General features: G+C 75.0%; 5 protein-coding genes and 1 pseudogene. All 6 read right to left on the bottom strand.

Annotated features, from left to right (window positions below; all coding sequences use genetic code 11):
• A pseudogene (locus AXW62_RS35265) lies at nucleotides 1-276 on the bottom strand (hypothetical protein); the annotation flags it as partial.
• Nucleotides 277-416: 140 nt separating this feature from the next.
• Entirely contained in the window at nucleotides 417-1,394 is a 978-nt protein-coding gene (locus tag AXW62_RS35260) for an NAD(P)H-quinone oxidoreductase (protein WP_030827918.1), read from the bottom strand.
• A 10-nt stretch (nucleotides 1,395-1,404) separates the two neighbouring features.
• On the bottom strand, nucleotides 1,405-2,460 hold the full coding sequence (locus tag AXW62_RS35255; protein WP_030827915.1) for a potassium channel family protein: 1,056 nt from the start codon (nucleotides 2,458-2,460) through the stop codon (nucleotides 1,405-1,407).
• Nucleotides 2,457-4,253 (bottom strand): molybdopterin molybdotransferase MoeA, encoded by a 1,797-nt coding sequence (locus AXW62_RS41925; protein ID WP_107406388.1) that lies wholly within the window; start codon nucleotides 4,251-4,253, stop codon nucleotides 2,457-2,459. The genes AXW62_RS35255 and AXW62_RS41925 overlap by 4 nt, the downstream gene beginning before the upstream one ends.
• Nucleotides 4,254-4,861: 608 nt before the next feature.
• Nucleotides 4,862-5,689, bottom strand: coding sequence for an NTP transferase domain-containing protein (locus AXW62_RS35245; protein ID WP_079115944.1), 828 nt, complete (start codon nucleotides 5,687-5,689; stop codon nucleotides 4,862-4,864).
• A gap of 29 nt (nucleotides 5,690-5,718) precedes the next feature.
• On the bottom strand, nucleotides 5,719-6,413 hold a 695-nt coding region (locus AXW62_RS35240; RefSeq protein WP_169808202.1), incomplete at its 5' end, for a dihydrolipoamide acetyltransferase family protein.

The raw sequence follows: 6,413 nt of genomic DNA, 5'->3' as shown, positions 1-6,413 counted from the left end.
TCCGCCTGTGTCCGCGCCCGTGTCCCCGCCCGCATCCGCGCCCCCGTCCTCGTCCCGGGTCCCGGCCGAGGGGTCGTCGTCCGACGGTGAGGGGGTGGGCGTCCCGGTGCGGCCGGGGTGCGCGCGGCCCTCGCCCGCACGGGTCCCCGCCAGCCCGCCGCCGTCGTCGGCGCGGGCGGCGGCGGTGGCGGCGGCGGTGGCGGCTGGGGCGGCGGTCAGGGCGGTGCCCGCCAGCAGAGCCACCGCCGGGAGTGTGCGGAGCGTCGCGGGGTTCATGGTGGTCACCCCTCCCGTGCCGAACCGTTGCAGAACGGGACCAGCGTGACACGAAGGTACGGACCAGGCATTCCGGGCGCCGCCGGACGAGCCAGACGAGCCGGAGTCGCGGCGCCCGGCGGCGCCCGGACCCGCTGCGCTCAGGTGGTCAGCAGGATCTTCCCCACATGCTCGCTGGACTCCATCAGCCGGTGGGCCTCCCCGGACTCCCGCATCGGGACAGTGCGGTAGACGATCGGGCGGACCCGGCCGCTGCCGATCAGCGGCCAGACGTGCTCCCGCACCGCCGCGATGATCGCCGCCTTCTGCGCCAGCGAACGGCTCCGCAGCCCGGTGGCCGTCACGGCGGCGCTCTTGGACAGCAGGGTGCCCAGGTTCAGCTCGGCCTTCGCCCCGCCCTGCATCCCGATGATCGCCAGCCGGCCGTTGACGGCGAGCGTGTCCACGTTCCTGGCGAGGTACTTCGCGCCGACGATGTCCAGGATGACGTCCGCGCCCGCGCCGTCGGTGGCGCGGCGGATCTCCTCGACGAAGTCCTGCTCGCGGTAGTCGATCAGGATGTCGGCGCCCAGCTCCCGGCAGGACGCCAGTTTCTTGGGGCCGCCCGCGGTCACCGCGACCCGCGCGCCGACCGCCTTCGCGAGCTGGATCGCCATGGTGCCGATACCGCTCGATCCGCCGTGCACCAGCAGCGTCTCGCCCGGCCGGAGATGGGAGATCATGAAGACGTTGGACCATACGGTCGCGGTCACCTCGGGCAGTGCGGCGGCCGTGACCAGGTCCACGCCCTCGGGGACGGGCAGCAGCTGCCCGGACGGGACCGCCACCTTCTCGGCGTACCCACCGCCCGCGAGCAGGGCGCACACCTCGTCGCCCACCGCCCAGCCGGTGACACCGGGCCCCAGGGCCGAGATCCGGCCCGAGCACTCCAGACCGGGGTAGGACGGGGCACCGGACGGCGGCGGGTAGAAGCCCTGGCGCTGCAGCACATCCGCGCGGTTGACGCCGCCGGCCGCGACATCGACCAGGACCTCTCCCTCGCCGGGCACGGGATCGGGGACCTCGGCCCATACCAGGGCTTCGGGGCCACCGGGTTCGGGAATCGTGATCGCATGCATGGCCGCGAGGCTACTCCTGGACCATCGGCGCGCGAACGATCGTGATCAGCCGGTCGGCGGCCCGCAGTGGGCTGGCGTCGGGGTCGTCGTACGCGAGCAGGCGATGGCCGCGCAGCACCGACACCACGAGGTCGTCCGTCTCCCGCACCGACTTGCCCACCTCCGCCTTCACCACCGTGCGCTCCACCAGGTCCAGACCCGTGCCCTGCTGGATCAGATCCTCGATCACCGCCCCGGCCGTCGGGCTCTGCACGCTCATGCCCAGCAGCCGGCCCGCCGCGCTGGCGCTGGTGATCACCGCGTCGGCCCCGGACTGGCGCAGCAGCGGCGCGTTCTCCTCCTCGCGGACCGCCGCCACGATGTTGGCGCCCCGGTTGAGCTGGCGAGCCGTCAGCGTGACCAGCACGGCGGTGTCATCGCGCTGGGTGGCGATCACGAACTGGCGGGCGCGCTGCGCCTCCGCCCGCAGCAGCACATCGCTGCGCGTCGCGTCGCCGACCACCCCCGCGAACCCCTCCGCGTTCGCCGCCTCGATCACCTTCTGGTTGGGATCGACCACGACCACCCGGTTCTTGGGCAGCCCCGTCGCGCAGAGGGTCTGCACCGCGGACCGCCCCTTGGTGCCGAAGCCGACGACGACGGTGTGATCACGCAACGCTGACCTCCAGCGGTTCAAGCGGTACTGCTCGCGGGTGCGTTCGGCCAGCACTTCCAGGGTGGTGCCGACCAGGATGATCAGAAAGACCACGCGCAACGGAGTGACCAGCAGGATGTTACAAAGCCGCGCGCTGTCGCTGTACGGCACGATGTCGCCGTATCCGGTCGTCGACAGGGTGACGGTCGAGTAGTAGACGGCGTCGAGGAAGTCGACCTCGTCGTCGGCGTTGTCGTGGTAGCCGGTACGGTCGACGTAGACGATGACCACCGTCACCACCAGGACCAGCAGCGCCAGCAGCAGCCGGCGGACGACCTGGCGCAGCGGGCCCGCGGAGAAATGGGGCAGATGGACCCGGTGGCCGCCGTCCCCCGGAGTGCGGGCGGCCGCGTCATGGCTGGGCAGCTTCACGCCGGGCCCTCCTGGGGGGATATGTCCTCGTCGTCTTCGCGGCCTGCGGTCTGACGGCCCGCCATCCGTCCTGTCGCGCGACGATCCGTTACCCGGCCCGCAGCTCGGCCGCCCTGCCGGTCTGCCGGTCGGTCTGCCGACCGGTCTGCCGCTCCGCCCGCCGGTCGGCCTGCCGACCGGTCTGCCGACCGGTCCGCCGCTGGGTCCGTGTCCATCGCTTGGCCGGTCGCGCTCGCCGACCACGGCAGATCCAGCACCTCGACCTCGGCCCCCCGCTTCGCCCCGCCGGGCGGGATCACGGCGAGGCCGTCGGCCACCGCGATTCCGCGCAGCATCGCCGGACCGTTGAACCGCAGCGGCACCGCCATGTCCTGCCGGAAGACCACGGGGACCAGCCGGGTGTCCCGGGGGTGCCCCTGCACGGCCTCGGCCAGCGGGGCCGGACCGGGGGCGGGGGCCGGGCGGCCCGTCAGCGTGCGCAGCAACGGCTCCGCGAGGGTCAGCAGACCGGACACCGCGGCGAGCGGATTGCCCGGGAGGCCCACCAGATGCCGGGCGGGGCCGCTGGGGCTGCGGCGGCCTTCGGCGCCCCTGGGGCTTTCGGCGTTCCCAGCGCTTTCAGGGCGGGCGGGCCCGGAGCTCCCGGGACCGGAGTCCCCGGGCTCAGGCTTTCGGGCTCCAGGGCTGCCGGGCTCGCGGCTGCCGGACCCAGGGCTGCCGGGCTCGGGGCTCCCGCGCCCAGAGCTGCCGGGCTCACGGCTCCCGCGCCCAGAGCTGCCGGGCCCAGAGCTGCCGGGCTCGGGGCTGCCGGACCCAGGGCTGCCGGGCTCGGGACTCCCAGGCTCGCGGCTGCCGGGCGCGGCGTCCTCGGGTCCAGGGCCTTCGCGTTCGGGGCCCACGGGGGCGAGGCGCGCCAGCAGCATCGGGTGCCCGGGGCGTACCGCCACCCCGTCCACCAGCAGCTCGGCGCCGAGGCGGCGCAGGGTGGGGTGGACATGGTCGAGCGGGCCCGCGGCCGTGCCCCCGGTCGTGACGACGACGTCGGCGGACGACTCGGCCACCGCCGCGTACACCGCGTCCGCCTCGTCGGCCAGCCGCCGGGTGCCCGACAGCTCGGCGCCGAGCGCCCGCAGCCACGGCCCGACCATCGGCCCCAGCGCGTCCCGGATCCGGCCGTCGTACGGCAGCCCCTCGGTGAGCAGTTCGTCCCCGAGGACCAGCACCTCGACGCGCGGCCTGCGCACCGTCGGCAGCTCGTCGTACCCGGCCGCGGCCGCCAGGCCCAGGACGGCGGGGGTGACCAGGGTTCCGGCCGGGAGCAGCTGGTCGCCGCTGCGGCACTCCTGGCCGCGGGTGCGGATGTCCTGGCCGAGGACGACGGGGTGGGCAGGGGACGCGTGGAGCCAGCCGTCGCCCGCGTCGGTGCCGTACTCGCTGCGCAGTACGGCGGTGGCGCCGGGCGGGACGCGGGCGCCGGTGGCGATCCGGACGGCGTGGCCGTCGGGCAGCGGGGCCGCCTCGCCGTGTCCGGCGAGGATGCCGTGGCCCTGGTCCTCCTCGTCGGTCGGCAGCCGCCACGGGCCGGGGCCGGAGAGCGCCCAGCCGTCCATGGCCGAGGTGTCGAAGGGCGGCAGGTCGGTGAGCGCGGCGAGCGGCGCGGCCAGGACCTGCCCGAGCGCCTCGGACAGCGGCCGCATCACCGGGGCGGTGTGGGCGGCCTCCTTGACGGCGGCGCGGGCGGCGATGGCGCGGGCGTCGGGCCAGGGGGTGGGGCTGTGGTGCGGTTCAGTCATGGGCGAGTGCGCGTGCGGGTGGGAGGCGGGGGTGCCGGGAGTACTGGGGGTGCGTTGTGGATGCGGGTGGGGATGGGAGTGGGAGCCGGGGGCGCCGGGGGTGCGTTTCGGGCGCGGGGCCTGCGGGGCGGGGCCCCTGGACCGCGTGTTCCTGGCGCCGGTGCCCCCTGGCGTCGGCTGGCCCAGAGACGCACGCCACATGGACACGTCATCGTCCAGGCTCCCCGTCCCTCCGGGCCTGTCGGCTCCGGCCTTGTCCCTTCCGGCCCTCTCCCTTCCGGCCCTGTCCTTTCCGGCCCCGTCCCCTCCGGCCATCTCCCCTCCGGCCGGATCGCGGCTCTTCCGCTGTTTCCCGGACCGCCCATGGGCCAGGTCCAGCGCGGTCTCCACCCAGTCCGTCCCGGTGGAGTCGCCGGATTCACCGCGGCTCCGTTCCGGGACGGGCGGGTCCGGGCGGCCGTTGGCCAAGTCGATGGCCACATCTGCCCAGTGTTCCTCCTGGCCGGGAGGCGCCGGTCGCTCTGGCGCGGGCGGCGATTCGTTGGCCAGCGCCAGTGCCTCGTCGACCTCACGGTCGAGCGGGTCCCCGTCCCGGGGGTGGCGCGGTGTCACTGCTCGTCGGCCCAACGCGCGGCGAGCGCCGCGGCCTTCTCGGTCGCGGCGGCCAGCGCCTCGGGGCCGCCGCCCTTCTGGGCCGCGGCATAGCCGACGAGAAAGGTGGTCAGCGGGGCGGCGGGCCGGGCGACACCGTGTGCGGCGTCACGGGCCAGATCGAGTAGGGCCGCGGTGTCGACATCCAGGTCGATCCCGAGCTCGGCCTTGACTGCGGCAATCCATTCGTCCAACACGTGTCCATGCTCCCTGATGCGCGCTCGAGCCGTGGTGATGTCCTCCCAGGTGTCGCAGTCGAACGACGCGGTGGGGTGCTGGAGGCGGGCCAGGGCCAGCTCGGAGACGAGGAGGCGGAGGGGCAGCCCGCCGAGGCCGCCGTGTTCGGTGGCGAGGAGGGCGATCTCGCGGCGCAGCGGCTCGGCGCGGTAGGCGGCGACAAGGGGCTGCTCACGGCCGTCGGGGTCGACCAGCACCGCCCCTTCGGCGCCCCGGAGGCCGGTGAGGAGGGTCTCGACGGTCTCCGGGGTGAGGAAGGGCAGATCGGCGGAGAGCACGAGGACCACCGGAGCGGTGGTCTGCCGGACGCCCGCGTCGACGGCCGCGACCGGGCCGCCGCCGGGCGGCTCCTCCCTGGCCCACCGCACGGGCCGTACCGTGGGCCTGCGCGGCCCGACGACGACGGTCCGCCCGGCACCGCGGCAGGCGTCCAGCACCCGGTCCAGCAGGGCCCTCCCGCCCACCCGCAGCGCGGGCTTGTCCACCCCACCGAGCCGCCGTGCGGCGCCCCCGGCCAGGATCACTGCGTCATACGCACCTGGAATCACCCCATGAGTATGGCGCCGCCGCGCATCGGCTACAGCCGCCGCAGCAACACCATGGGCCGCTCCACGCAATCGGCCACATGGCGCAGGAACCCGCCGGCGGTCCCCCCGTCGCACACCCGGTGGTCGAAGGTGAACGACAGCTGCACGACCTGCCGCACCGCCAGCTCGCCCTGGTGCACCCATGGCTTCGCGGCGATCCGCCCGACGCCGAGCATCGCCGCCTCGGGGTGGTTGATGATCGGCGTCGAGCCGTCGACCCCGAAGACCCCGTAGTTGTTCAGGGTGAAGGTGCCGCCGGTCAGCTGCGCGGGAGCGAGCGTGCCGGTCCGCGCGGCCTCCGTGAGCCGCGCGATCTCCTCGGACAGCTCCTCGGTGCTGCGCTTGTGCGCGTCGCGCACCACCGGGACCACGAGGCCCCGGTCCGTCTGCGCGGCGAAGCCGAGGTGGACGTCGGGGAGGCGGATGATGTCCCGGCTGTCCATGTCCACCCTGGCGTTGAGCTCGGGGAAGCGCGCCAGGGCCGCCGTGCAGATACGGGCCAGGAGGGCGAGCAGGGAGACCTTGGGGCCGCCCGCGGCGTTCATCGCCGCGCGGGTGGCGAGCAGTTCGGTCGCGTCGGCGTCCACCCAGCAGGTCGCGTCGGGGATCTCGCGCCGGCTGCGCGCGAGTTTGTCGGCCACCGCGCCGCGCACCCCGCGCAGCGGGATCCGCTCCCCCTCCGGGC

The sequence above is a fragment of the Streptomyces hygroscopicus subsp. hygroscopicus genome, assembly GCF_001553455.1.
GTDB classification, from domain to species: domain Bacteria; phylum Actinomycetota; class Actinomycetes; order Streptomycetales; family Streptomycetaceae; genus Streptomyces; species Streptomyces hygroscopicus.
This window is presented reverse-complemented; position numbering and strand designations above follow the sequence as displayed.

Bases quoted from the DNA above. Each gene is read 5' to 3' on its own strand.
- AXW62_RS41925 (WP_107406388.1), bottom strand. From the start codon at position 4,253: ATGACTGAACCGCACCACAGCCCCACCCCCTGGCCCGACGCCCGCGCC.
- AXW62_RS35260 (WP_030827918.1), bottom strand. From the start codon at position 1,394: ATGCATGCGATCACGATTCCCGAACCCGGTGGCCCCGAAGCCCTGGTA.